The organism is Desulfotomaculum sp., from assembly GCA_003513005.1.
Lineage (GTDB): Bacteria > Bacillota > Desulfotomaculia > Desulfotomaculales > Nap2-2B > 46-80.
The window spans coordinates 24,323-50,572 of record DOTD01000080.1; the positions used below are offsets into that span (position 1 = coordinate 24,323).

At 45.2% G+C, this 26,250-nt stretch carries 30 protein-coding genes, 1 pseudogene and 1 riboswitch; of the genes and pseudogenes, 5 read left to right on the forward strand and 26 right to left on the reverse strand.

The genetic code is table 11. The features are described 5' to 3' along the window. Positions 1-17: 17 nt before the first annotated feature. Positions 18-797: a DUF72 domain-containing protein gene (locus DEH07_10190; protein HBY04865.1), complete on the forward strand. Its 780-nt coding sequence runs from the start codon at positions 18-20 to the stop codon at positions 795-797. A gap of 10 nt (positions 798-807) precedes the next feature. Here DEH07_10190 and DEH07_10195 read toward each other — a convergent pair. From DEH07_10195 to DEH07_10240, 10 genes and pseudogenes are all read right to left on the reverse strand, one after another. Next, positions 808-1,056: pseudogene (locus tag DEH07_10195) on the reverse strand (hypothetical protein). Between the two features lie 28 nt (positions 1,057-1,084). Beyond that, on the reverse strand, positions 1,085-2,269 hold the full coding sequence (locus DEH07_10200) for a DNA polymerase IV (GenBank protein HBY04866.1): 1,185 nt from the start codon (positions 2,267-2,269) through the stop codon (positions 1,085-1,087). 201 nt (positions 2,270-2,470) lie between these two features. Further along, positions 2,471-3,250: a phosphoribosylformylglycinamidine synthase I gene (purQ, locus tag DEH07_10205; protein ID HBY04867.1), complete on the reverse strand. Its 780-nt coding sequence runs from the start codon at positions 3,248-3,250 to the stop codon at positions 2,471-2,473. 29 nt (positions 3,251-3,279) lie between these two features. Then, entirely contained in the window at positions 3,280-6,114 is a 2,835-nt protein-coding gene (gene purL / locus DEH07_10210; GenBank protein ID HBY04868.1) for a phosphoribosylformylglycinamidine synthase subunit PurL, read from the reverse strand. 144 nt (positions 6,115-6,258) lie between these two features. Further along, complete coding sequence (locus DEH07_10215) at positions 6,259-6,954, reverse strand: ECF transporter S component (protein HBY04869.1); 696 nt, start codon at positions 6,952-6,954, stop codon at positions 6,259-6,261. Then, on the reverse strand, positions 6,945-8,603 hold the full coding sequence (locus DEH07_10220) for an ABC transporter (protein HBY04870.1): 1,659 nt from the start codon (positions 8,601-8,603) through the stop codon (positions 6,945-6,947). Before DEH07_10220 ends, DEH07_10215 begins: the two co-directional genes overlap by 10 nt. Next, positions 8,576-9,496, reverse strand: a complete 921-nt coding sequence (locus tag DEH07_10225; protein HBY04871.1) for an energy-coupling factor transporter transmembrane protein EcfT — start codon at positions 9,494-9,496, stop codon at positions 8,576-8,578. Before DEH07_10225 ends, DEH07_10220 begins: the two co-directional genes overlap by 28 nt. Positions 9,497-9,498: 2 nt before the next feature. Then, a complete protein-coding gene (locus DEH07_10230) occupies positions 9,499-9,678 on the reverse strand; it encodes a hypothetical protein (GenBank protein HBY04872.1) in 180 nt (59 codons plus the stop codon). Next, entirely contained in the window at positions 9,675-10,601 is a 927-nt protein-coding gene (locus DEH07_10235) for a hypothetical protein (protein HBY04873.1), read from the reverse strand. Before DEH07_10235 ends, DEH07_10230 begins: the two co-directional genes overlap by 4 nt. Positions 10,602-10,675: 74 nt before the next feature. Beyond that, positions 10,676-11,344: a hypothetical protein gene (locus DEH07_10240; protein ID HBY04874.1), complete on the reverse strand. Its 669-nt coding sequence runs from the start codon at positions 11,342-11,344 to the stop codon at positions 10,676-10,678. Between the two features lie 100 nt (positions 11,345-11,444). After that, positions 11,445-11,635, reverse strand: a riboswitch (cobalamin riboswitch). Between the two features lie 172 nt (positions 11,636-11,807). On the opposite strand from DEH07_10240, the gene DEH07_10245 reads away from it, so the two are divergent. The 4 genes from DEH07_10245 to aroH all read left to right on the forward strand — a co-directional run bounded on the left by DEH07_10245 (position 11,808) and on the right by aroH (position 14,169). Next, entirely contained in the window at positions 11,808-12,296 is a 489-nt protein-coding gene (locus DEH07_10245; protein ID HBY04875.1) for a ribonuclease HI, read from the forward strand. Positions 12,297-12,470: 174 nt separating this feature from the next. Beyond that, positions 12,471-13,199, forward strand: coding sequence for a pseudouridine synthase (locus DEH07_10250; protein HBY04876.1), 729 nt, complete (start codon positions 12,471-12,473; stop codon positions 13,197-13,199). A gap of 111 nt (positions 13,200-13,310) precedes the next feature. Further along, complete coding sequence (locus DEH07_10255; protein ID HBY04877.1) at positions 13,311-13,772, forward strand: hypothetical protein; 462 nt, start codon at positions 13,311-13,313, stop codon at positions 13,770-13,772. 22 nt (positions 13,773-13,794) lie between these two features. Further along, the gene (gene aroH, locus DEH07_10260; GenBank protein ID HBY04878.1) at positions 13,795-14,169 is read left to right on the forward strand and encodes a chorismate mutase; all 375 of its coding nucleotides are present in this window, start codon (positions 13,795-13,797) and stop codon (positions 14,167-14,169) included. A 291-nt stretch (positions 14,170-14,460) separates the two neighbouring features. On the opposite strand, the gene DEH07_10265 is transcribed toward aroH, so the two are convergent. From DEH07_10265 to DEH07_10340, 16 genes are all read right to left on the reverse strand, one after another. After that, positions 14,461-14,997, reverse strand: coding sequence for a spore maturation protein (locus DEH07_10265; GenBank protein HBY04879.1), 537 nt, complete (start codon positions 14,995-14,997; stop codon positions 14,461-14,463). Positions 14,998-15,002: 5 nt separating this feature from the next. Beyond that, the gene (locus DEH07_10270) at positions 15,003-15,593 is read right to left on the reverse strand and encodes a spore maturation protein (GenBank protein HBY04880.1); all 591 of its coding nucleotides are present in this window, start codon (positions 15,591-15,593) and stop codon (positions 15,003-15,005) included. A gap of 155 nt (positions 15,594-15,748) precedes the next feature. Further along, complete coding sequence (gene ytfJ, locus DEH07_10275; GenBank protein ID HBY04881.1) at positions 15,749-16,207, reverse strand: sporulation protein YtfJ; 459 nt, start codon at positions 16,205-16,207, stop codon at positions 15,749-15,751. Positions 16,208-16,306: 99 nt separating this feature from the next. Then, positions 16,307-16,558 (reverse strand): sporulation transcriptional regulator SpoIIID, encoded by a 252-nt coding sequence (gene spoIIID / locus DEH07_10280; GenBank protein ID HBY04882.1) that lies wholly within the window; start codon positions 16,556-16,558, stop codon positions 16,307-16,309. Positions 16,559-16,659: 101 nt separating this feature from the next. Then, entirely contained in the window at positions 16,660-17,643 is a 984-nt protein-coding gene (gene spoIID / locus DEH07_10285) for a stage II sporulation protein D (protein ID HBY04883.1), read from the reverse strand. Between the two features lie 158 nt (positions 17,644-17,801). Beyond that, positions 17,802-18,206, reverse strand: a complete 405-nt coding sequence (atpC, locus tag DEH07_10290) for a F0F1 ATP synthase subunit epsilon (GenBank protein ID HBY04884.1) — start codon at positions 18,204-18,206, stop codon at positions 17,802-17,804. 1 nt (position 18,207) lies between these two features. Further along, positions 18,208-19,608, reverse strand: coding sequence for a F0F1 ATP synthase subunit beta (gene atpD / locus DEH07_10295; GenBank protein ID HBY04885.1), 1,401 nt, complete (start codon positions 19,606-19,608; stop codon positions 18,208-18,210). A 32-nt stretch (positions 19,609-19,640) separates the two neighbouring features. After that, the gene (locus DEH07_10300; GenBank protein HBY04886.1) at positions 19,641-20,489 is read right to left on the reverse strand and encodes a F0F1 ATP synthase subunit gamma; all 849 of its coding nucleotides are present in this window, start codon (positions 20,487-20,489) and stop codon (positions 19,641-19,643) included. A 47-nt stretch (positions 20,490-20,536) separates the two neighbouring features. Beyond that, positions 20,537-22,057, reverse strand: coding sequence for a F0F1 ATP synthase subunit alpha (locus DEH07_10305; protein HBY04887.1), 1,521 nt, complete (start codon positions 22,055-22,057; stop codon positions 20,537-20,539). 24 nt (positions 22,058-22,081) lie between these two features. Then, a complete protein-coding gene (locus tag DEH07_10310) occupies positions 22,082-22,624 on the reverse strand; it encodes a F0F1 ATP synthase subunit delta (protein HBY04888.1) in 543 nt (180 codons plus the stop codon). Beyond that, the gene (gene atpF / locus DEH07_10315) at positions 22,618-23,139 is read right to left on the reverse strand and encodes an ATP synthase F0 subunit B (protein ID HBY04889.1); all 522 of its coding nucleotides are present in this window, start codon (positions 23,137-23,139) and stop codon (positions 22,618-22,620) included. Before atpF ends, DEH07_10310 begins: the two co-directional genes overlap by 7 nt. A 72-nt stretch (positions 23,140-23,211) precedes the next feature. Continuing rightward, on the reverse strand, positions 23,212-23,448 hold the full coding sequence (locus DEH07_10320; protein ID HBY04890.1) for a hypothetical protein: 237 nt from the start codon (positions 23,446-23,448) through the stop codon (positions 23,212-23,214). Positions 23,449-23,481: 33 nt separating this feature from the next. Beyond that, complete coding sequence (gene atpB, locus DEH07_10325; GenBank protein ID HBY04891.1) at positions 23,482-24,222, reverse strand: ATP synthase F0 subunit A; 741 nt, start codon at positions 24,220-24,222, stop codon at positions 23,482-23,484. A 105-nt stretch (positions 24,223-24,327) separates the two neighbouring features. Further along, complete coding sequence (locus tag DEH07_10330) at positions 24,328-24,825, reverse strand: hypothetical protein (protein ID HBY04892.1); 498 nt, start codon at positions 24,823-24,825, stop codon at positions 24,328-24,330. Continuing rightward, on the reverse strand, positions 24,741-25,031 hold the full coding sequence (locus DEH07_10335) for a hypothetical protein (protein ID HBY04893.1): 291 nt from the start codon (positions 25,029-25,031) through the stop codon (positions 24,741-24,743). The genes DEH07_10330 and DEH07_10335 overlap by 85 nt, the downstream gene beginning before the upstream one ends. Before the next feature lie 95 nt (positions 25,032-25,126). After that, a complete protein-coding gene (locus DEH07_10340) occupies positions 25,127-26,230 on the reverse strand; it encodes a UDP-N-acetylglucosamine 2-epimerase (non-hydrolyzing) (protein ID HBY04894.1) in 1,104 nt (367 codons plus the stop codon). Positions 26,231-26,250 lie beyond the last annotated feature (20 nt).

A 26,250-nucleotide genomic window follows, 5' to 3' on the forward strand; every position in this document is an offset into this window, starting at 1 on the left:
CGGAATGGAGAATTTAAATGTCAATTCTTATCGGTACTTCAGGGTATAGCTATGACGACTGGCGGGGGCCTTTCTACCCTTCTGCAGTCAGCAAAAACAAAATGCTGGAATTTTACGCGAAAGAGTTTTCCTTTACGGAAATAAACTCTTCCTATTACCACCTGCCTTCGCAAAATCTTTTTCTCTCGCTAGCCAAAAGGACTCCTGAAAATTTTATATTTACCATAAAAGCATACAAGACACTTACCCACGAGCGGCAGGAAAGCGTTCCGGAAGATATAAAAAAATTCTGTTATTCTTTAGAACCCCTGTTGCAAGTAGAAAAGCTTGGCACAGTATTGCTGCAGTTCCCATACTCTTTTCATAATCAGGAGGAAAACAGGCGTTATTTGGCCGGCCTGAAGGGGATGTTCTTAAAATCAATCCCTCTTGTAGTTGAATTCAGACACCACAGCTGGGTTAAAGAAGCTACCTGGGATTTTCTGCGAATGTTGGAAATAGGGTATGTCTGTGTGGATGAACCAAATATAAAAGGACTTGTCGGCCAGACAGCCATATGCGCCAGTGAAGTTGCTTATGTCCGTTTTCACGGCCGCAATCTTGCCAAGTGGTGGAAACATGAAGAATCTTACGAAAGATATGACTACCTGTATACCCGGGAGGAAATAGGCGAATGGACCCCAAGAATAAATGAGCTGGCCAAACAGGCAAAGCAGGTATTCGTTGCCTTCAATAACCATTACCGCGGCCAGGCGGTCCGAAACGCGCGGATGCTTCGCGAACTGCTCCAGGTTTAGGCTTGTACGCCGGCATAAACAACCCGCAGGCCTGGGCGTCCGGATTACCGTTTTCCAATATCTTATCTACTCCCGCGGGCCCGGCTATCTTCAACAGATCGAGATAACCTATTTTCAAAGGGACCCGTTTCTGCAGGGTTCCGTAAGCGGGCACACCAGCCAAACAGCCGCGTCTGACCTCCTCCCTGCCCTGCACCTGCACAAAAAACCTGCAGTCACGGCAATACATTAAGGCCTTCTCCCTCATCTCAGGCAGGATAAGCCTGTGTCCTTCCCAAAGCTTATTATCATGCATACCTGATCCCCGCCCTCGTAAGAGAAACTGCCCTAAAAACAGCCCTCTCGCCAAATCTGCTTCTGATCCTGTCGCACGCCTCTTCGGTTTTCTTAAGCTTTTCCCTTTCACCGAACAAGGTCAGCTGCTCCATTTTTTGAGAGGTCAAACCCGCCAACGCCACTCCGACCATACGCACAGGCCAGCCATCGGGCCAGTGTTTTTTTAAGATTATCAGCCCTGTCTTGGAGATATCAAAAGCAAGATCGGTAAATTCAGGCAGAGTATGCATTCTGGACAGCCAGGCAAAGTTGCTGTCTTTTAAAGACAAAACGACTGTCCTTCCCACATAGCCCCCTGCCCTGACCCGTTCCGCGACCAAATCGGAGAGCTCCAAAATAACAACTTTTATATCTTCGCGTCTTTCATAATCGCGCGGCAGGGTTATTTGCTGGCCGATACTTTTTGTGATATCCAAAGTATTGGGATCTACAGGGCTGCTGTCCATCCCATTGGCGCTGTGCCAGAGCACTTCACCATAAACACCGAATTTTCGTTTAAGAATGGATACGGGAAATTTGGAAAGGTCACCTATAGTGTGGATGTTTAAAAGGTTTAAATGGCGCTCATACCGGGGACCCACTCCGAAAAGCTGTCTTACCGGCAGGGGCCAGATCCTTAAGGGTACATCTTCATAATGCAGAAGGGTCAGACCATCAGGCTTTTGCAGTCCGGCAGCCATTTTCGCCAGCAGTTTGTTCGGACCTATACCTATGCTGCATGTTATGCCGGTTTCTTTACGGATTCGCCCTTTTAATTTCCTGGCGATTTCAACAGGCGAGCCAAAAAGGCTGCGGCAGCCGGTAACATCAAGAAATGCCTCATCAATGGAAAAAGGTTCGACTAAAGGTGTAAAATCCTTCATAATACGCAAAATGCGCGTGGAAAAGTGGACATAAAGGTGATGCTGGGGATTGATGAAGACTGCCTGCGGACAGAGTATACGGGCCTCGTGGACTGTCATGCCGGTTTTTATGCCTTTTGACTTGGCTTCATAACTGGCTGCCAGAACGATGCCGTGGCGTTTGGCTGAATCACCCCCCACTATTACGGGCTTTCCCCTGAGTTCCGGCTGGAGGGCCTGATGGACACTGGCAAAGAAGGCGTTCATATCTGCAAGCAGAATATCTCTTAACACATAAAAAACCCCCTGACCGAACATTTGTTTGATCTAATTATGCCAGTGAACACATGTTCTAGTCAAGAGTTAATTTTTCATATATTTTGTCCAGGCGGCCTGCTATTGCAGGGCTGATATTAATGATGTCCCCGAACAGCAAATACCTTGCTCAGTACCTGGATTCTGCTCTCCCATTCCATTTCCCCCACGGACCGGTATTTACATCTCCCTTGCGTAGTTTACAGCATTTCGAAAGATAGCCTCTCCCTGAGGCTGTAATTGGTTTCCACGCCGCCAGTTGGGATACTGGATTTGATCAACAAATCTTTCCGGATGCGGCATCATGCCTAAAACAAGCCCTGCCGAATCACAAATACCTGCGATAGCATTCAGCGAACCATTGGGGTTGGCGGGATACCCGGCAGCCGGAAGAGATCCCTCGCCGGCGTATCTAAAAACTACCCGGCCGGCAGTCTCAATATCATTTAACGTGGCGGGATCTGTATAGAATTTCCCTTCCCCATGGGCGACCTGGAGGCTTATTTGCTTGCTTTCATTGTCTTTAACAAAAATACAATTTGTTTTTTCAATCAGAAGCTTTACCCAGCGGCACTCAAAACGGCCGCTGTCGTTATGAATTAAAGCTGCCTTTATTTTTCCCGAAACCTGCCCGTCCGGCAGGAGCCCGGTGCGGACCAGCACCTGAAAACCATTGCAAATCCCCAGTACCGGCCTGCCTGCTGTTACAAATTCCTGCAGTTTCTCTTTTAGAAAAGAGGTTAATTCCACAGCCAGAATTTTCCCGGAATGAACATCGTCACCGTAAGAAAACCCGCCCGGAATAACAAGAATCTGATAGTCAAGCAGCTTTTTCTCTCCATTGCGGAGCATATTTATATGAACAAGTTCACTTTCTCCGCCCGATTTATTAAAGGCGTATAAAGTTTCTTCATCACAATTTGTACCGTCTGTTCTAAGTATGCAAACCCTTGGTTTCATACAGGCCTGTCTCCTTATGCATCCGTTTTTTAAGCATTGAATACCTTTTGCATCAGACCTTTCCATGGTTCAATTAAAAGACCGAGATCTACCCTGAACAGTTCACTGCCGCCGGCAAAAAAGCTGATTTCGCGCTTGCTTGTTGTATCGCCGATTTTTATATGCGGCACACCAGAAAATACTGCGTTGTAATCTGTTTCTGAATCCATCTCTACAAGAAAGCAGCCTGCAGTTTCATTGAAGAGAAAGTAGTCAGGCCTCGTCTTATTTTCTATGGTTATCGTTGCGCCTATGCCGCCGCCAAAACACATTTCGGCAAGCGCAGCTGCAACCCCGCCCTCGCTTATATCGTGGCAGGCAAGAATTTGTCCTTTTATTATTGCCTGATGAAGTTTTTTAAAGGTGAGACCCAGTGTATTCAGATCAATAGCCGGAAGGGGACCCTCCAATCCTTCAAGGTCGTAATAAGCCGAACCCCCCATTTGTTCCAGTTCCCGTTTTCCTACAAGTATGATTGAACTGCCTGTCCGCTTAAAATCAGCGGAGACAGTTTTTTGTACATCAGCTATCCTGCCAAAAACTGAAACGCAAAGGACAGGAGGTATTTTCAGCAGTGTCCCGTCACTGCCGCGATAAGTGCTTGATAAACTGTCTTTGCCTGAGATAAAAGGCATCCCGGTTGCCTGTACGAAATCTACACACGCGTCAACCGCTCTGTCCAAGTCCCCCAGTGATTCTTCATCAGGGAACGGCCAGATAAAATTATCGATTAAAACCATCTCTTCCGGATTGGCGCCGGCAGCGACCGCATTAGAGACCGCTTCCGCAGCCGCCCATAGACTCCCGTGATATGGATCTATTGTATTTAAAACAGGATTCAGGCCATGGCTGATTACCATACCATAGGGATAACCAAGCAGCGGTTTTAAGACTACTGAATCATTGGGACAGTCCCCGGAGATCCCGGCAAAGGGCGGCAAACAGCAGGAGCCCTGAACCCCATGGTCATACATGCGTACAATAGGCTCTTTTGAACAAACATTGGGATGACCCATGACCCGTTGATATACTAAAGGCAAATCATTGGGAAGGGGAATACTCTTATTGTCAGCACATTCTTTTTTCTTAAAAGAAGCCTTCATTACTCTTTGAGGCAGGCCGTCATGGAGAAAGCTCATCTGTAAATCACAAATCGTTTCTCCATGGTAGGTAACAACCAATTTTTTGCTGTCTTTAAACTGCCCCAGTACAGAAACTTCAACGTTTAACAAATTGCAGATTTCTAAAACACTTTCCAGATTCTCAGGAGCGACCGCCAGGACCATCCTTTCCTGACTCTCCGACACCCATATTTCCCATGGTTTGAGTCCCGGGTATTTTAAAGGGGCTTTTTCCAGAGCAACCTCCACACCTGTTTGCGAACCCATTTCCCCTATCGCGGAACTGAACCCCCCGGCCCCGCAGTCTGTCACAGCCCTGATTAACCCGGCTAGGCTTGCCTTTATTATTGCGTCGCTGACCCTTTTTTCTTCTATCGGGTGACCGATCTGGACTGCGCTGGAATTGACTTCCGTAGTCCTTTCAGTCATTTCTCCGCTTGAAAAAGTTGCCCCGTGAATGCCGTCCCGTCCTGTGCGGCCTCCTATAGCCAAAACGAGATCGCCAACTTGCGGCTGCCCTTTTGCGCATCTTTCCCGCGGTAAAATGCCGTATGCCCCCACTATTATGGTCGGCTTGGCGCGAAAATCCCGGTGAAAATGGACTGATCCGTTATTAGTCGGTATGCCCATGCGGTTTCCATAATCTTTTACTCCTGCTACAACCCGGCGCAGCAGGTAGTGCGGGTGCAGACAGCCTGGCGGTATCTCTTCTCCCGGGGTATCGGGGTGAGCAAAACAAAATATATCTGTGGAAGCAATTACTTTTGCGCCCTGCCCGGTCCCAAGAACGTCCCGAAAGACTCCTCCGCTTCCGGTCATTGCCCCGCCATACGGTTCAATTGCAGAGGGTGAATTGTGCGTTTCCACTTTTCCGCAAATCGCCCATCCATCGTAAAAATCCATTACTCCCGAATTGTCGGCAAATGCTGAGAGAACGAGCGGATGACGCGTTTCGCTGGTTGCTTGCTGAAGACGTTTTAAAAGGGGAGTCTTTTCCTCCCCGTTGACGATCAGCTTTGCTTTGAAGGTCTTATGACTGCAGTGCTCGGACCATGTCTGGGCGATAGTCTCAATTTCGCAGTCTGTCGGATTGCGGCCGGCTTTTTTAAAATAGCTTTGGATTAACCGCATCTCTTCAAGATTCAGAAAGAGCTTTTCGCTGCTAAGATCCATTAACTGCCTATCGTCCATCTGAGCAACTGGAATAGTCTCGGAACTGGTGGGATTGCCGCGGATTATTAGTGATAAGGGCGCCTTTTCGACAACCCTTTCGACAGTCGTATTTACTAAGAGATGATCGATTACGGCCCGGATATCACTTTCTTTGATTTCTTCGCCATAAAAGGCATATTCCCTGCTTGAGCCGGCGGCGTCGGCATAAACTCCCAAATCTGAGGCTGCTTTTAAAAGAGAGGCTGCCTCAGGGTTCATCACGCCGGGTTTATAGGCCACTTCGACAACTCTCTGAGCCCCTTGCAGGACCGGAGCATTTAAACTATACAGCTGAAATACTTCTTCCGCTAAAAGCTTTTGCGCCAAAAGATCAGCCTGCTTTTCGTCAATGTTCTCAAATCTGTAGATTTTTGCAGTACGTATGCCTGCTATGCTATTTATACCCAAAAAAGCGTTGATATCGTAAAGCAGACCGTTTCCCACAGGGTCGCCGGCGTCAGGACTGTTTGTCACTCTTACTTCTTGAATCATCAAAAGACCCCCGGAAAGTTTTTACTTAATTAATTCCCAAAAACATTATTATTTTAGTATATACGGGGCAAAAAAACAACCTCGCTTATTTTTGCCTTATTGCGCTAAGGGCATTGACCCTCTTAGTTGATGAGTTTTCATACTTTAAGCTTCTTCTATGATTTCACTGATTTCAAGCTTCCTTTGAAAATGCTTTAAAATCTTTGCCAAGCTGTTATTAAAAATCAGGCAAAAGAAAGCATTGCCCAGAGCGTGAAAGGTATCGAACCAGAAGCTGGCTATATTAACTGTAAAGAATGAATTAATATTTAACGGTGAAATAAAAGCAGTCCAGGACCAAATATTCATAATCCAACCAAATAGATATCCCCAGAAAAAGCTAAAAAAAACAATACCCGTGCGTCCAATTTTCGGGCAAATTATTTTCAGAAGACCGGCAGTGCTTCCTGCCATACCCCAGGCGAACATCTGCCATGGTGTCCAAGGACCCTGACCCAGAAAAAAATTCGAGAGGACCGCCGCTGTTGAGCCTACTAAAAAACCGGCCTGTGGTCCGAAAATTAATCCCGTCGAAATTACTAAAAAAGTAGCCGGCTGAACACCCGGTATTATTGCAAAAGGAATCCGGCTGACCGCAGCTATTGAGCTTAGCGCTGCAAGAACAGATAAATACTTGGCTGAAAACGAATTTTTCTCGCAAACCCAATAAAAAAAACACAGGGCAATAACAATGATCTCCAGGGAGAGCAAACCCCAGTCCTGTCTGGATAAAATCAGTATTGCTCCAATGATAACCATTACAGATATTGTTAAAGATATTGCTCTGGTTGTTATTCGCATAATTTTTTTATTTGTTCCAGCGCTTCCCGGACAGTTAAAATATTCTTTTTGTATCCCCTGAATAACCTGCTCATCTGGGTTGAAAAGAAAATCGACTCGCCCAGTATTTCATGTTTTGCGCCATCCCCTGCAATTCTGCCGTCAAACATCAGGATAATCCTTTGGGCGTATTCCGCAGCAAACTCAATATCATTGGTAACGATTACTATTGCCGTGCCGTTTTCAGAATATCTTAAAAGCACCTTGCCGAGATCGTTTTTAAAATTGTAATCAATGCCCCTGGTCGGCTCATCCAACAACAACAGGCCGGGACGGCCGGCTAAAACAGAAGCGAGTGCTACTCTTACCCGCTCTCCTGAGCTTAATTCCCTCGGGTTATACTGGAATAATTCTTTGACCCCCAACTCGTCAACAGTAAGCTTAGCCAGTTTGTCATCTGCAGCACCGGGGTTGTTATTTGAAAGACCGATTTCCTGCTCAACCGTTTCATAAAAAAAGTATTCATCGGTATTTTGCGGCATATATCCAATCATCCCAGCGATGTCTTGAGCTTTATATTTGTTTGGATTATTGCCTGAGACTTTGACAAAACCCCTTCCCGGCTTTATTAAACCAGCTATTATTTTCAGCAAAGTTGTCTTACCGGCGGCATTCTCACCAAGTATGGCAATAATCTCCCCTTTTCTTACTGTAAGACTTATATCCTGCAGCCCCGTTTTTCCATCAGGGTAACTGAACCAGAGATCTTTCAGTTCAAGAACTTCATCCTGTTTGTGCGTTTGTTTTAACGGTTCATTATTTGCCTGGTGGACAAAGGAAGATGTCTGCTCCGGCAGGTATTTTTTCAGAAAAGTCCTCCCTTCTTTTATGTCCAGGGGTATTATGGGAGCCCCGCAGATTACAAAAAACTTGGCTACCGGAGGGATATTATTCATCTTGCCATCCAATCCCCAGCAGGCAATTTCTTTCGGAGTCCCACTTTTCAGAAGTTCTCCCCGATCAAGGACAACCACGCGATCAGCATAACTAAAACATCTTTCCAGCCTCTGTTCAACGAGAATAACAGTTATTCCTTCTTCATTTAAACTTCTGACAAGTGTTAAAATCTCATCCGCGTTTGCCGGATCCAGCTGTGAGGCCGGCTCGTCTAAAACGAGCACCTCCGGTCGCATTGCAAGGACAGAAGCAATAACCACCTTCTGCTTCTGTCCTCCCGAAATTGTTCCGGTAAATTTGTCTTTGATCTCCGACAGATTAAGAAAACCTACTACTTCAGCCACCCTGCGGACCATTTCACTATATCCGAGCCCAATATTCTCGAGACCAAAAACAATTTCGGCCTCGACACTGTTCATGACCAGTTGTTTTTCGGGATCCTGAAAAATAATCCCGATGTTTCTGGCAAGCTTGCGTCTGTCCATGGCACGGAGGTCTAAACCCTTATAAAGGATTTTTCCGCCTATTTTTCCCCCGTAGAAATCCGGAATAAGCCCTGCCAGCGAGCGGGCCAAAGAAGACTTTCCGGAACCGGATCCGCCCGTAACAAGAATAAACTCTCCTTCTTCAATTTTAAGATTAATCTTTTTCAAGGCAGGGTCTTTTTTATCGGGATAATAATAAGTCAGATCCTGGATCTCAAATAGCGGCAGTTATTCCACCCCCAGCTGGTAATAACAGGAATAAGCAAACCAGATAAAATTAGAAGTAAAAAACTCAATCCATCAAAGAGATAATCCATCTTTGGATAATAAGCGTAGCTGCCCGCTCCCATCGCTTTGCCTGCAAACGAAACAGCCAGTGCTGCGCAACTGCCGGCCAGGCAGATCAAATCACCCGGCCGCAGCTTCTTACGCTCATACTTAGAACGCGGCCCGCTCCCAAAAGCCCTGCTGTGCATTGCTTCGGCAATTTGCCAGGCGCCTTCCAGAGATGTATATATTAAAGTGTTTACAGATTGGCAGTATAATGTAAACCTTCCCGTAAAGTTAAGAGAGGCGTAATCAAAACCCCTGGTTTTTTGCAGATCCTGAATGTTTTCAAACTCTTTTTTCATACGTGGTATTAACCGGGTTCCTAAGGAAATTATCAGAGCAGGTTTATAAGCGAATCTTGAAAAGAGGCGCAGAACCTGATCGGGGCGCACCGCATTGTTACAAAGACAAAAAACACTTAAAACGACAAGAAGGCGTAGTCCCATCGCCAGACCATAGAAAACTGCTTCCAGAGAAATTATAATGCCGCCCAGGAAAGGAATTTGTGGGCCAGACCATAAGACAGTGCTTCCGGCGCGTGAGACCAACGGGTTTACCAGTACAATCAGCAGGGCCATATACAGGCTGAATTTTAAATAGGCTTTCCAAAACTTTAACACCCGGGCTGATACAATCGCCAGGACTGTTACCATAAAAACTGCTGTCAGGTAAAGAGGATGTGAAAATAACAGGGCAACCAGAAATAAAGACATAAAATAAACCAGAGCAGCGGCAGGATGCAGATTTTTAAAGTAATAGCTTTTAAAAGTATCCGGCCCTTTTTTATCCATTCTTATCTGCTTTCCAAACAAACAATACGGTTGTTTTCATCCCATTTGACGTCATATTCAAGGGCCTCTGCGATATACCTGAGAGGGAGGTAAACGCGATCATTGTGCATCAGCGGTATTACACTCATTTGAATTCGACGGTTATTAACAAGAAGTTCTGTTTGCCCCAATAAAATAATCAAATTAACATCCCCGTCAGCCGTTCAACAAAAGACTTCCTGCTGTACACATCCGTAAGCGCAATTAATGCCTGCTGTGTAGCCATCTCATCACCTCCACCGCCTTTTATATGCTCGAAACATCCGCCGGGAAGCTGGTATCTGAGCAGCGCGGTAACCGGATTTCCGCCAGGCTTTTTAAATGCGCCGGCGCCAGGATCAACACCTACTGCAATCAAACCCTGAATCACAGCGCTGCATGACTCAGAATTCATGATCCCCCAGGATTCAAATCCCCCATTTTCCTTCTGGACATTACTTAAGTAGTTAACTGCTTTTTCAACAACCGGGCTGTCTTTTTTCTGCCCTAAAGCGCCAAGCGCGGTGAGCGCCATACCTGTTGAGTCAACATCGGATGTGGCCAAATCAGCTGCGGACCAGTTGAATGAACCGTCGGAATGCTGCCTGTCAGCCAGCCACTGAATTGCTTTTTCAGGTTCCTCAGGCTTTGCGCCCGCACAGGCTAGAGCGATAATTGCCCAGGCATGCGCGCTGACAAGTTCTTCCCCGCCGTTTGTTATGGAGTCGGCAAATTTTCCGCTTTTCAGCTGTGCACTCTGAAGTATCTGCACCAAATCTTTACCGCCGCAGTTATACGGATCGCCTTTTACGGAAGTCAGTAACATGGTCAGAACAGAGTAATTATTTATGTCTCCCGAAACAAGCAATTCCTCAAGATTTTCGCAAGCCTTTTTGGCGCCGGCAGATTCATTTTTACCCGTACACGCGATTGCTATATAAGAGAATGGCGAATTGCTTTCATTTTTTACAGATTCTAAAAATCTGGCGGCTTGTATTATTTTTTCATGCAAATCAGTTCCTGCCCGGACTTGGGCTGGAAAGGCAATAAATAAAGATATTATGATTAAAAAAATTACTTTTTTCACAAAACATGCGCCCCTTTATTAATATCGATTCATTATGGGCTTTGTGGCTTTAGGCCGCTTTTTTAAGATTCTTCTTAAGGGGTAGATCGATTAATTACGTTTAGATCCTCCCAGACTGGAAATTTAGCTCTAATATCTTCGCTGTACCACCAGATAATCCGATCACCCTCCAGGACCTTTTTAGACGCCGCCGAAACCATAGGAATTTGATCATTTACAGTATACATCCAACCTGATTGGCCTTTATTCCCCAGTCCTCCGATAAATTCGACAAGTTCCGGCCAACGTGACGAGGTCTCATAATTTAAGCCGGTGGCATCAAGGACATTTAGAACAGTAACACTTTCTGCTTCTCCGGCCGCGATACTTATTTTTGACGGTGCGTAAATTATTTCCTTGTTTTTACCAACCACTGCTATGCTGACTGTTAATACCAAATCGTCGTCAGCGGTGTCTGCAGTTTTATTTTTGTCAACAGCGGCAGAAATTGATTTTTGGTCAGCGCGCTCACTTTTTATACTATTTACGTTATCTTCTGATGTTGTTTTTATTTTTTTCGTGCTTTGAACATTATTCTCAGGCGCAGCAGGCAAACCGGTTTTTTCTTTTCCAGGTAATTCATCCGTTGCTTTTATATTATTTAAACTTCTATGGTCTGATAATTGCGTAATTAATACAGCTGCTGCCAAAAGCAGTATAACTGAAAACATAATTATTGTGTATAAAAATACTTTCTTACTCATTTTAAAAGACCTCAAAATAAAATACTTCAGCGTCCCAGATGAGATAACTGAAGTATAAAATACCCCGCTCACGGCGCCGCTCTTTACGTGGAAGCGATAAAATATACCGGACTACCAGGGCAGGTTTCCTGACTTTAGGATCATTACAGCCAAATGCCTTCCCGAATTAACTCAGTGGCTTTTCGTTTGGCGGCTCCCCATTCACAGTGGCCCGACCGTCCAGGATTTCAACCTGGTTCCCTATTACCCTCTGCCTTCCAGGACAGAGGCGCCCTGGCAAAAATTATTAATTTTAAATTTTGTATATCATATTTTAATCTCGCTGTCCAGTACAAATAAACGAACCACATAGAAAATAACAGCAGTTTATTCAGTTAAGTATAAGAAGACAATGTATATGTTAGACTGTGAAATTATGTTAAATTGTTATATAATAGAGAAAACTGAATGGGCGTGGCTGATAATGGGACAACTTCCTGAAGTAGAAATCTACACGGACGGCGCTTGCAGCGGCAACCCGGGAAGCGGTGGTTACGGTATAGTTTTAAAATATAAGGATAACATTAAAGAAATTTCAGGCGGATACCGTCAAACGACAAACAACAGAATGGAATTAATCGCCGTAATTATAGGTTTGGAAGCTTTAAATAAACCCTGCGAGGTTAAAATATACAGCGACAGCAGGTATATAATCGACGCTGTAAACAAAGGTTGGATAAAAAAATGGAAAAAAAACGGATGGCAGCGCACCCGTGATCAACCGGCGAAGAACGTTGATTTATGGATAAGAATTTTAAACCTTGCCGAAAAGCACAAAATTACCTGGGTCTGGGTAAAAGGTCACGATGAAAACTTATATAATAACCGCTGCGACGAACTTGCCCGGGAGGCAATCAAGAAACAACCTTTGCAAGAAGATCAGGGCTACACTTCGGGAACGCGTCAGATATAGACACAAGGGTGCGGAGACACAAGGGGACGGTACTCCTGTGCTCACTTGGAATGCGTCAGATATAGTATTGTAGACACAAGGGGACGGTACTCCTGTGCTCACTTGGAATGTTGACACAAGGGGACGGTACTCCTGTGCTCACTTGGAATGCGTCAGATATAGTATTGAGGTGCACTGATGGAACGTTTGCATAAATATATGGCCAGGACAGGAATAGCTTCACGCAGGCGCTGCGAGCAGCTTATCGCTTCCGGCTTGGTAAAGGTGAACGGAGAAACAGTAACACGCCCCGGTATTCTTGTTGATCCCTCCGAAGCAAAGGTTGAAATAAACGGAAAGACTATAAAAGAAACAGAAGCAAAGATTTATCTTGCATTATACAAGCCAAGGAATTATGTTACTACCCTCCATGACCCACAAGGCAGGCGCAAAGTAACCGACCTGATTAAAGACATTCCCCACCGTTTATTTCCGGTTGGACGGCTTGATTACGACAGCGAAGGATTGCTTCTTTTAACTAACGACGGACAGCTAACCTATTTGATTACACATCCCAGTCACCGGATACCCAAAACATATCTTGCCTGGGTTGAAGGAAATCCTTCAAGTGAAGAACTTTCAATGATGACTGAAGGCATACTGCTTTCTGACGGCTGGACATCTCCCGCCAAGGTCAGCCTGCAGAGAAATACAAAATACGGATCATTGCTTAAGATTACAATATATGAGGGCCGCAAAAGACAGATCAGGAGAATGTGCGATCAAATCGGGCATTCTGTAAAACGTCTTAAGCGTATCAGCATCGGCCAACTTAAAATTAATGGATTAAAACCTGGTCAACACCGTTTTCTTACATTAGAAGAAATTGAGCAATTAAAAAAATCAGCAGGTATTTTGTCTTAGTAGATTGAATTTTTGCAGGAAATTTCTTACCTGTGGCGAAAAGTCTAAATACAATCAATAATCGATACAGTGGCAAATAATGTCTCATAGAACTCAATTGGAGGTTTTGGCATGGCAAGCACGCAGGCCGGTGATGGTACCGACCGGGATATTAAGGCAAAGGTACGCTTGGATATAAAAGGCGTGGCCAGGCCGGGGAGATTTTTATTCGGCGGTAAAACAATGGATAAAGCTGCTGAAGAAGCCAGGGAACAACAGGTTACTTTACTGCGAAACGTACCCATCCAGGGTATACATATTGACGATATAGATCTGGGTATTGAAATTTATACAATTTATGAGGAAAGCAGCGGTTTTGAAGTTGCCTATGCGCCTGTTATCCTTCAGTTGACCGTAGATTCACTGGAAGACCTGATTAGGTTTACGATGCGTGAGGATTTTAGAAAAGTTGAAATAAGTTCTCCAAATGCGCTTTCTCTTCACCGCAACGATTTAGAAAGACTATTATTTGCCATTGCCGAAGAAGTAAGAGATTACCGTCTCCGTTTCGAACACACACATAACTTACGTTAATATAAGGAGAGAAGCAAATATCTTGTCTGCAACTGTCCGTGGTATCAGGGGAGCAACAACAGTTGAAATAAATGCCCGTGAGGAAATTCTGCAAGCAACTTTTGAGCTGCTTAAAGTAATAGCTAAAGAAAATAATATTGTAAGTGAGGATATTGCCAGCATTATTTTTACCGTAACAAACGATCTTGATGCCGCATTTCCCGCAGAGGCCGCCCGTGAATTAATGGGTTGGAGTTATGTACCCCTGCTCTGCATGAATGAGATGAATGCGCCAGGAAAACTTAGAATGTGCATCAGGGTATTACTGCACGTAAACACAGAACTGCCGCAGCAGGAAATAAGACATGTATATTTAAGAAAGGCATCCCAATTACGCCCCGATTTATCCCTCCGCTAATTTTCAGTTTGACACCCATACCGCTAGAAAGTGAGGGCAATGCCTTAAGTGCGATTTTAAGCCTTCATTCAAAGAACGAGTGAACCCGAGGATAAGCGAGGGAATTGTTTGAGGCGCTTAAGCGCTTAAGTTTTGACCGGGCCCGAGGGTTTAAGGGACGTCGTTGTTCACAGGTGAGCGATATTGCTTAAGTGCCGCTGCAGAGCCAGGTGAAGCTTCGGTTACTTAGATCGCGGTGCGAAACCAGCGGCATACTCAAGATTTCTTGAAAAGATCTTGTTATGTCGGGAATTAAATGCCAAATATTTTATTAACAATATAAACAGACGCAACCAGCGTTGTAAAATCTGCGGCCAGGCCGGCAACTATGGCATAGCGGTATTTTGTGACTCCAACTGATCCAAAATACAGGGCAAGCACATAGAAGGTCGTATCAGTACTGCCTTGCATTGTTGAAACCAGCTGACCAATAAAACTATCCGGTCCATGAGTCGAGATAATATTTGTAGCGATACCGAGAGCTGCGCTTCCGGAAAGGGGTCTCATCAGGGCATGTGTTAAAACTTCAGCAGGAAAACTAAGATAATTTAAGAACGGAGATATTAACTTTACAATAATAGCCATCGCTCCTGAAGCCCTGAAAATATTTATAGCCACAAGCATGGCTACCAGATAAGGAATAGTTTTAATTGCAGTGGTGAATCCCTCACTTGCGCCCTCGACAAATAACTCAAATACCTGCAATCCTTTAATAGATGCAATGAGCAGTATGGAAAAAATAGCGAACGGTATTGCCCAACGAGAAATTTCTGCTATAACCTCATACATTTTACTTACCTCCCCTGGATACGGTAAATAAAACGCATCAGGCGATCAACAGAGATACCAACAATCATTCCGCAGGCTGTTGCAAAAATAGTTGTCCCTACGACAGAAGTCGGATCGCTTGAATTATGCAGCAGGCGGATACCTATGATCGTTGAAGGTATCAATGTCAGGCAAGATGTATTTAGAGCTAAAAAAGTACACATAGCCGGTGAGGCAGTTTTTGGCTCACTGTTTAGTTTTTGCAGTTCCTGCATGGCAATCAGTCCCATTGGTGTTGCGGCATTTCCCAGGCCCAGTATGTTTGCGCTCAGGTTCATAATTATTGCGCCAAGGGCAGGGTGATCCCTGGGGAGATCGGGAAATAATACCCTCGTCAGGGGACGCATAATTCCGGCAACTATCCGAACGAGACCGGCAGCTTCAGCTATACGCATCAAACCCAGCCAAAAAGCGATAATGGAAATCAGGTGCAAAGAAGTTTTAACCCCTTCGCCGGCGCCTTCAAGCGCTGCTTTGGTAATCACCTCTATATGCCCATTCGTACCCGCGACAATAATACTAAGAATGATCATGCCAAACCAGATATAATTAACCAACCTGACCACACCACCATTGCACGGCTATTCACTGTTTTCCCTAATCTTATGCAGATTGTGGACAAGATAGAACTTTGCCTGGCAGGTGGCTTATAAAGTTTCTTGGGCAAAAAAAAAGATCGGCCGAAACCGATTAAAAGGAGGAATCATATATATTATAAAGGAGGTGTTGTATTAATAGTTGTCTCCTGCTGCAGTGTTGATGAATTGTTTTTTTGCGCTCCTTTTATTTTCTCATTTAGAATTGACTGTATCTGCTCTAAAACCTGTGGCGCAAGATCGATAAGCCTGTCAAAAAGTACGTTATTCTCCACCGGGAGCAACCTGATACTGCCATGTCCAACTACCAAAAACCCAACCGGCTGCACTGAAACACCTGCTCCACTGCCGCCGCCGAAAAAGGGTTTTTGTTCGTCAACGCTTTTTTCATGAACATCATGTTCAAACTCGCCGCCGCCAGCCCCAAAACCAAAAGCTACCCTTGAAATGGGAATTATTATTGTACCGTCAGGAGTTTCTACTGGATCACCTATTACTGTATTAACGTCAATCATTTCTTTAATGCTTTCCATAGCTGTCTTCATCAAACCTTCTATGGGATGCTGCTCAGACATATTTACTCACTCCCTGCCTTTAGAATTTAAGCATAATATAGCCCTGGAGCAAGTTAAATATACGGCTTTTCAATTCTGCAATCCGATTAATAAATAATCTTAAACCGTTTCTTTGTATTTTTTTCTGGTAGCTTCCCCACCCCGCAAATGCCTCTCAGCCTTATTATGTTCAAGAATTGCCCTTACCCTGCGGGCAAGAGACTTATCTAATGAAGAAAGCCGTTCTGTCATATCCTTATGGACGGTGCTCTTACTGACCTGGAACGCGGACGCCGCCTGGCGAACGGTTGCCTTTGTTTCAAGTATATAAGCACAGATTTCCAGCACTCTTTTCTGGATATACTCCTGCATCGCCCCCACCTTCCCAGCAAAAAGCTACTAAAAAATTATATGCGCCGGAAACGTGGAAATACCCTATAGGTAAAGAAAAATCCAGATTAAAATATTTTATACTACCGGTCCGGAAGTTTTACGATGTTAACGCCTTTATAATAGTGCTTTATTATTTTTTCAAAGTCATAGCCGTGATCCGCAAAACCTTTTGCTCCGTATTGACACATTCCCACCGCGTGGCCATATCCGCGGGTTGTAACTTCCAGTTCCCCATTTTGCATTTTCATTTCAAAATCTGCGGAACGGAGGTTTAACAGGTCTCGAACCGTTACGGACGAAAATATCTTATCTCCAATTTTTATTTGTTTGGGCCTGCCTGAATTAGTGTATCTTAACACATTCATTACAGGTACGGATAATCCTGCATTTCCACTCAGTTTACCCGCTGCCGGAAGAGAACCTGTGTTTAGTCCTAAAAGCGAATCAACTTTTGCAGCCGGTAAAAAAGTACTTTGCACCGGCATTGGGTCAGAGCAATACGGGCATGAAACGCCAACAAGGTACGGCTCTCCAAAATGCCAGACCTCTTCCGCATTTTCCGTCCCCTTCCCTCCGCAGGAAGAATGGTAAACCGGATCAATAATGTTACCCTTATATACTATGACAAGTCCTTTTGTATCCTTCACAGCTTGAGATATCTTATTGTAGTAATAATAATAGCTTAAAGAACCCCAACGCTTTTTCATTTCCTCCCTGGAAATCCAAGCCTGCCCATGCCTGTGATCATCGCAGATATCAGCGCCTGCATGATCGGGATTAATAAGACCTCCTGAATTTAAACGCTTTAATATATAAGTCCTGGCAACTACCGCCTGCGCTTTTAAAGCTTCCAGCGGAAAAGACGCCGGCATTTCAGCGGCTACCACCCCCAGTACGTAATCATCAAGCGCGATATTAACAATCTTATCCTGATCATGGATATATAACTTGACCAAGGATTGCTGCTTTTTTATTTGTACTGGAGAAAAAAGGTTTGTTAAATAAGGCAATCCCAAAAACAAAGCAACGATCAGCAAAATAATTCCTATTAAAAACCTTCGGATACTCACACCTCCTCGTATAATATATTACATAATTATACCATAGATAGTATTATATGTTATTTATAAACTTTAAACATTGAAATCCTTTTGGAGAAAAAAAAATAAGCCATGATGAGTGCAGCATCAAGGCTTATTTCAATTAAGCTAGGTTAAATATTTTATTCGAATAATTTTAGCCTGTTCAGGGCTCTTTTTAAGGCCAGCTCTGCCCTTATTACGTCTAAATCCGCTGCTCTGGCTGCAAGACGCTGCTCGGCCCTTTGCTTGGCAGCCTCCGCGCGTTTTTTATCAACCTCATCTTCCCGTTCGGCAGCATTGGTAAGAACGGTCACACGGCTGTCCATTACCTCGACAAAACCGCCCGTAATGGCAATCCGTAAAGGCTTACCGCCATCTTTGGTAACCCTGAGAACTCCAATTTTTAAACTGCTGGCTAAAGGTGAGTGTCCCGGCAGAAAGCCCATTTCACCTTCTGAACCTGGTACAACTACAAAATCAACATCTTCACTGTACACTTTGCGTTCAGGAGTGACAATTTCCAGGCGTTGTGTTTTTCCAGCCATATTATGCACTTCCTTCTAACAGCTTCTTCCCTTTTGCAACCGCATCTTCAATTACGCCGACCATGAAAAATGCCTCTTCAGGTAAATCATCGTGCTTGCCATCAAGAATTTCCTTGAAACCTCTAATGGTTTCTTTTATAGGCACAAACACACCCGGCATACCCGTAAAAGCTTCCGCAACGCTGAAGGGCTGAGACAGATAGCGCTGAAGTTTTCTGGCTCTTGCAACAATAAGCTTGTCCTCGTCCGCCAGTTCTTCCATTCCAAGGATTGCGATGATGTCCTGAAGCTCCTTGTAACGTTGAAGTACCTTTTGCAGTCTGCGGGCAATTTCGTAATGTTCATCACCGACAATATGCGGATCAAGAATACGGGATGTGGAATCCAGCGGGTCCACAGCCGGATACAGTCCTAATTCAGCAATCGCACGTGAAAGCACGATAGTCGCATCCAAATGGACAAATGTAGTAGCCGGAGCAGGGTCAGTCAAGTCGTCGGCCGGCACATAGATAGCCTGGACCGATGTAACGGAACCCTTTGTGGTCGATGTAATACGCTCTTGGAAGGAACCCATTTCGGTAGCCAGAGTAGGCTGGTATCCAACTGCGGAAGGCATCCTGCCCAACAGGGCGGAAACTTCCGAGCCTGCCTGGGTAAAACGGAAAATGTTATCAATAAATAACAGTGTGTCCGTTCCCTCTTCATCACGGAAGTATTCAGCAAGACACAGACCAGTCAGTCCAACTCTTAAACGTGCTCCCGGGGGTTCGTTCATCTGTCCGAACACCATGGTGATTTTATCCAGAACTCCCGATTCCAACATTTCATTATAAAGGTCGTTTCCTTCACGGGTACGTTCGCCTACGCCCGCAAATACCGAAACGCCTCCGTGCGCTTTGGCGATATTGTTGATTAGCTCCATAACGACGACCGTCTTGCCGACGCCGGCGCCGCCGAACAAACCAATTTTACCACCCTTCAGGAACGGCACTAACAGGTCGACAACCTTCAAACCTGTTTCCAACTGTTCCGCCCTGGTTACCTGGTCGGCAACTGTCGGAGCGGGACGGTGAATCGGGTAATAAACATCGCTTTTAATTTCACCTTTACCATCGATTGGTTGGCCAAGTACGTCAACCAGGCGGCCTAAAACAGGACGGCCTGCCGGCACGGTAATAGGTTTGCCGGTGTCGATAACTTTCATACCCCGGACCAAGCCATCGGTACTTGTCATGGCCACTGTCCGGACACAGTTGTTGCCAAGGTGCTGAGCTACTTCGAGGATTAGTTCTCCCTGCTCCCGCTCTACTTTAAGAGCGTTATAAATTGTTGGCACCTGGCCGGGAGGAAAACGTATATCTACAACTACGCCAATAACCTGTGCTATTTCACCAACGTTCATGTCCTTTTGGTCTCTCCCCTTTCCTCGTGGTTTTATTCAAGGGCAGCCGCCCCACCGACAATCTCGGTTATTTCCTTGGTTATTGCGGTTTGACGTGCCCGGTTCATGGCTAATGTAAGCCTGTCAATCACTTCTCCGGCATTCTTGGTTGCCGCATCCATAGCTGTCATGCGGGCGCTCTGCTCACCGGCCTTGGACTCCAGTAAGCCGTAATAAACAGTGTTTTCCACATAAAGCGGCAGCAGATCCGCCAGCACTCCTTCGGCTGAGGGCTCAAAAATATAGTCAACAATGCCTGTTGAAACTTCTTCAGGGGGTTCAACAGGCAAAAGTCTGATCACAACGGGACGTTGAACCAGGACGTTGATAAATTCACTAAATACCATATAAACAACGTCAAACTCGCCGGAAATATATTTTTCCATCACGAATCTGGCAATTTCCTGCGCCTGGGTAAATCTGATGGTTTCCCCCAAGCCTAGATACTGCCCGGCGATGTTATAACCCCGGCGCCGGAAAAAGTCCCGTCCTTTGCGTCCCACAGTGATCAAATTAACATTTGGATAACTGCGTACCTGTTCCGCTGTTTTCCGGATCAGGTTGCCGTTGAATCCTCCGCAAAGCCCCCTGTCGGCTGTAATCAGAATAAATGCTACATTTTTAGGTTCCCTTTCTTCCAGCAAGGGGAGCTTGACACCCTTTGCGTAAGTGGAAATTCTGCCTAAAACCTCTTTCATACGCCTTGAATAGGGGCGGGCAGCTATGACTTGATCCTGCGCCTTACGCATTTTGGCCGCGGATACAGCTTTCATTGCCTTTGTTATTTTCTGGGTACTTGTGATACTTTTTATCCGCCGCCGTAAATCCCGCGTGCTAGGCATCTATATATTTCACCACCTTGGCCTTTTAAGCCAGTTGTTTAACTAAGCTAAAAGGTTTTTTTGAACTCTTCGATGCAAGACTTCAACTTTCCTTCCAGGTCGCCGCCCAACTGTCCCGTCTTAGAAATTGTATCGCCTATCTCAGGCTTTGTGGACCGGACAAATTTTATAAATCCGGCTTCGAAAGGCAATACTTTTTCTATCGGAAGGTCGTCAAGGAAGCCGTTAATACCTGCGTAGATAACCATTATCTGCTCTTCGACAGCCATAGGCACATACTGGTTTTGTTTAAGCAGTTCAACCATCCGCTCGCCGCGGGTCAGACGGGCCTGGGTGGCCTTGTCCAAATCTGAACCAAACTGAGCGAATGCAGCCAACTCACGGTACTGGGCCAATTCAATACGCAGACGTCCGGCAACCTGTTTCATAGCCTTTGTCTGAGCGGATCCACCTACCCTTGATACCGACAGACCTACGTTAACAGCCGGCCGTACACCAGCGTTAAACAGGTCGGGCTCAAGGTAAATCTGGCCGTCAGTAATCGAAATCACGTTTGTAGGAATATATGCCGAAACGTCGCCAGCCTGGGTTTCAATAATCGGCAGAGCCGTTATAGAACCGCCTCCCAAACTGTCGTTTAACTTACAGGCTCTCTCCAGCAGGCGTGAATGCAGATTAAACACGTCGCCAGGATATGCTTCACGGCCAGGCGGGCGGCGCAGAAGCAATGAAAGTTCACGGTAAGCAACCGCCTGTTTGGACAGATCATCGTAAACAACCAGGACATGGCGGCCTTCATCCAGGAACTCCTCGCCCATGGCGACTCCTGAATATGGAGCAATATAAAGAAGAGGAGCAGGATCGGACGCTGTGGCTGAAACCACAATGGTGAAATCCATCGCGCCGTGGTCAGATAAAGTCTGGATTACACCTGCCACGGTGGAGGCTTTCTGTCCGATTGCTATATAAATGCAAATAACATCCTTGCCCTTCTGGTTAATTATTGTGTCAACACAGATAGCTGTTTTTCCAGTCTGGCGGTCGCCAAGGATTAATTCCCGCTGGCCGCGTCCGATAGGAATCATCGAGTCAATGGCTTTTAGTCCGGTTTGGATGGGCTGGTTAACACCCCGGCGGGTCATAACACCAGGAGCAATACGTTCGATTGGCCGAAACTTATCACTGGTTATGGGACCTTTTCCGTCCAGCGGACGTCCCAACGGGTTAACAACACGTCCGATCAATGAGTCTCCTACAGGAACAGAGGCAATCCTGCCGGTCCTTTTAACCATGTCTCCTTCTTTGATGTGTGTATATGCTCCTAAAAGCACGCACCCAACATTGTCTTCTTCCAGGTTTAAAGCCATTCCCAGCGTTGGCTCGGCGCCCTCCTGTGGCGCAGGGAACTCGATTAACTCCATCGACATACAGTTCTCGATCCCGTAAACACGGGCAATTCCGTCACCAACCTGGATGACCATGCCAACATCCTGCATTTCAATCTTGGCTTCATAATTTTCTATCTGCTGCCGAATGATCGAACTGATCTCTTCCGGTCGCAAGTTCATTTGCTCTTTTCACCTCAATCCCTTTTAGCTGATTTGTCTTAAGTGCTCTCTTACGCTAGCCAATTTATTGCGGACGCTTCCGTCTATTATTCTGTCCCCTATTCTTACCATCACTCCGCCGATCAAAAGGGGATCCACGCTATAGCTGGACTGGACTTTTTTCCCGGTGAGTTTTTCAAGGGACTTTTCAAGGTCCGCCTTTTCTTTTCCGTTCAGCTCAACTGCGCTTGTGACCTGAACCTGCTCCGTATTGCGGGCTTTGTAGGCCAGTCCTTTAAAAGTTGATACTATGCTATTCAAAAAGGTCTCTCTCTGCCGATCTATTAAAAGAAATAAAAAGTTAAATGTTATACCGGAGATTTGGTCTTTAAAGATGCTTTTCAGAATAGCTTTTTTTTCACTGGGATCAACCTGTGAGTAAAACATGACTTTTTCCAAATCACGTGAACCCTTAATTGTATCCCGAATATTATCCAGTTCCTGTTCCAGCTTGTCTATATTGCCGTCCCGCTCTGCAATCTCAAACAGAGCTCCGGCATACCTGGAACCAACAGCTCCTTCTAGCACGGCAGATCCCCTGCCTCCCTGATGAACTGTTCTACCATATCATGCTGTATATCGGCTGTCATAGTTTTTCCGATAATTTTCCCGGCTACCATGACAGACAACACTGCAACCTGATCTTTTAATTCGCGAACGGCTTTTTCCTTTTCCCGCTCTATTTCCTTTAGAGCGCCGTCCTTTACCCTGTTAGCCTCTTCCTTCGCTGCCGCGATGATTTCCTGAGCCTGGCCCTCGCTTACTTTTGTAGCCTGGGCAATTATAGCCTGCGCTTCTTCACGGGCTTTCCGCATTTCTGCCAGGTACTGCTCATGCAGTTCCTCCGCCTCTTTTCTTTGCTCTTCAGACGTAGCAATATTGTTAGCTATAAGCTCCTGACGGGCTTTAAGCAATCCGGCTATAGGTTTAAAGGCAACCAGTCTCAAAAATATAAGCAGAATTATGAAGTTGACAATCTGGACTAAAAGGGTGGTGTTAAACTCTAACAAGTATTCTCCCCCCTTTGCTTTCTTGAGGAACATTCCTAACAAACGGAAGGCAATAGCAGGATATTAAACGCCCGCTATGCCGTTCCCTGTTAGTTGCATAAATAATTAGGCGCCAACTTTACCAAAAAGCATGAAGGCAATAACCACACCAATGATAGGAATAGCTTCAACAAGACCGATACCGATAAACATGGTCGTCATAAGTTTGCCCTGCGCTTCCGGCTGACGGGCAATACCCGACACGGCTGCGAATGTTGCCAGACCGTCACCAATTCCTGCGCCTAATGCGCCTAATCCTACTGCTATAGCAGCTCCAATGGCAGCACCTGCTCCTACTTCCATCTCTCTCCCTCCTTTCTGTAAGACCTGAAATTTTTAGTGGCCTGAATCACTGACTTTTTGAGCCACATAAACCGTACTTAAGATAGTAAAAATAAAAGCCTGAATCCCGCCTACAAAAATACTGTAAGCCAACCAGATTACCGGAAGAATAAAACCGCCGCACCAATTAATAATTGGCGGCATCATTGTCATGATGACGAGGAGTAACATTTCACCCGCAAAAATGTTTCCGTAGAGACGGAAGGACAGGGTGATTGGTTTTGATACATCCTCCATAATGTTGATGGGCAGGAAAAACACAAATGGCTGTAGAAAATGTTTAAAGAACTTTCCCTTTTGGTAATAGATACCAAGAAATTCAAAAATAATAAACGTAGTTAAAGCAAACGCCACAGTTGTGTTTAAATCAGCTGTGGGTGACGTAAGTGTGGGAATTAACCCCAGTAAATTGGAAAATAGAATAAAAATAAAAAACGTCAGCGGGATACTCATAAATGCAGTTACTTTTGCAGGGTCACTAATTTGCTCCTTGACAAGGCCGATAACGAAATCATAGTACATTTCAAAAATTGTTTGTATTCCATTCGGCTTTTTTAAGGATAAATTACGCGTTGCAGCAACGGTAAAGAGAGCTACCAAGATCATTGTCAGCCATGTTACAATAAGTGTTTTTGGGTTAACATCAATTGAAAAATTGCCAATCATTCCCCAATGCCAGGACCCGGCGGGCTGAAATCCCCAGAAATTTAAAGCATGTTCAGTATGTTCCAACATTCTCAATTATCACCCCCTTTGTCTAAAGATTAATTATTTATTCTTAACAACTATATAAGCAGTCAGCGTTTATTGCAACAACTAAATCTCCTCTGACTACTTAGATTAGTTATGTTTGTAAACCTGTAAATCTTTTTTAGCCTGTTTGGCCATAGCCCCGGCTGCAATAACAGTAAAAATGCCCCAGACCGCGATCATACCCGCGCTGGCGGCAATTGCCGTTACCGGCGAAATTCTATATGCCAAACAAAACATTGCCAAAATAGTTAAAAGACGGATTAAAACACCCGTCAGTAAACTTTTCTGCAGCTTTAATTTAAAATAATCGTCACCGGGATCGATTAATTTTGATCTTCTGGCCATAAAATATGTATTCCACATGCCTGTGCCGATCCCGATAAGCAAGCCCCAGGCTACATTTGGCGCGTAATTTAATGATAAAAGAATTCCACAGGGAATAAGCAAGAATGCGCAAACCTTTAGAGTACTGCCTGCCAGTTGCTCAAAAGGCAGATCCCTCATTCCTTTTTCTCCTCCCCGAATATATTCTCTACAAGCCTTAAGAGACCGGTTATACTTGCCGCCAACCCCAGGAACAGGCATACAATCATCAGCCACGGCCCTGTTCCCAATTTGCTGTCAAGATATTGACCACCCAATATCCCAATCACGATCGGCGCTGCGACCTGAAAACCCAGGGTTGAAGCCAGCGCATAAATTCTTATTATGTTAAATGTCTTTTTTGTTGATTCGTTATTTTTGTCGTTTAGAGCAACCTGTCCCTCTTTAGGGCGTTTTTTTTCTTTCATTCTATAAATACATACCTGCACAATTACAATTATATTATTTTCTACGGGTAATACGCAAATCCTGCATAAAGACCTAAAATTTTTGCTTTAAAATTTTACCGGGCGCAGTATTCGGAGAAAGGCTTCTTGTTATATCCATAATAGTAAAGTATAGCCTGGCAGATGCGTTCTGAAGCCTTCCCATCCCCATATGGATTTACCGCCTCGGACATCCTCTTGTAATGCTGTTGATCATCCAGTAACTGCCGGACCTCGGAAACAACCTTTTCATATTGCGTACCGATTATACGTACTGTTCCCGCCCATACAGCCTCGGGTCTTTCCGTAACATCTCTTAAGACCAGCACCGGTTTGCCCAGAGCCGGGGCCTCCTCCTGAAGCCCGCCTGAATCAGTAAGCACAAGGTAACTGCGGCTCATCAGGTTAATAAATGGTTCATACTCAAGCGGATCAACCAGGTGCACGCGATCAAGGCCGCTTAACAATTCGTCAACGGCGTTTCTAACAATCGGGTTCCTGTGTACCGGAAAGATAAACTCAACGTCCTGGTAAGAATCAACAATTGTATTAAGCGCTCTGTAGACCGATTTCATTGGCCCGCCAAAATTCTCACGCCGGTGAGTGGTCACAAGTATTATTCTGCGGTTTTTATAGTCTATGCCGTTTAAAGCACTATTATTAAAACGATAGTTGTCCTTTAACGTTAAAAAGAGCGCATCAATTACAGTATTTCCGGTAACGAAAATTTTTTCCCTGCTGACGCCCTCTTTTAAAAGGTTGTCCCTGGCCAGGCTGGTCGGCGCAAAATGCAAGTCGGCTATTCCCGCAGTAAGCCGTCTGTTAATCTCTTCCGGAAAGGGGGCATATTTATCCCCCGTACGAAGGCCTGCTTCTACATGCCCTACAGGTATCTGCAAATAATAGGCTGCAAGCGCTGAAACAAAGGTGGTTGTTGTATCTCCGTGAACAAGCGTCAGGTCCGGGCGCTCTTTATTTAATATTTCCCGCAGACCGGAAAGAGCCCTGCAGGTAATCTCAAAAAGGCTTTGTCCGGATTTCATGATATTCAAATCGTAATCCGGCCGGATGACAAAAAGATCAAGTACCTGATCAAGCATTTCCCGGTGCTGGGCCGTTACAGCGACAAGACAGGTGATCTCTTCAGGATAGCGGGCCAGTTCTTTGATCAGCGGCGCCATTTTAATTGCTTCCGGCCTGG